Here is a 421-nt window from a genome sequence, read left to right on the forward strand (position 1 = left end):
AACAAAGATTACATCCGGGGGATCGCTTCTTTAGATATGTTGCACAAATGGCAGAGCGTTCAATCTATTGGGGAAGTAAAAAAGATGCGCCAGGATTCACGTATGAGTAAAACTCCGGGGTGGCAGACACGTTTATTGACCACGGTAAAGGAGTTGTCGTCTACTCCTTTTTCTTGGGGTAAAAATGATTGTTGCACGTTTGCCGCAAAGTGTATCGATGCACAATACGGAACAAATATTTATAGTGAAATAGTTGGAAAATATAGCACGGAATTAGGAAGTAAGAAATTTACAATTCAGAAAGTTGGTACAACACACCTCCCAGCTTTATTAGATATCTACTTAGGTGAAAGAATAGAAAAGAATTTTGCACAAAGAGGAGATGTTGTTACATTTGAAGGTGAGCTAGGATTAACTGCCG

General features: G+C 39.2%; 1 protein-coding gene. It reads left to right on the forward strand.

The window, feature by feature from the left end:
• Positions 1-102: 102 nt before the first annotated feature.
• A partial coding sequence (locus tag Y882_RS20180) for a DUF6950 family protein (protein WP_046973431.1) occupies positions 103-421 on the forward strand: 319 nt, incomplete at its 3' end.

The organism is Dyella japonica DSM 16301, assembly GCF_001010355.1.
Taxonomy (GTDB): Bacteria; Pseudomonadota; Gammaproteobacteria; order Xanthomonadales; family Rhodanobacteraceae; genus Dyella; species Dyella japonica.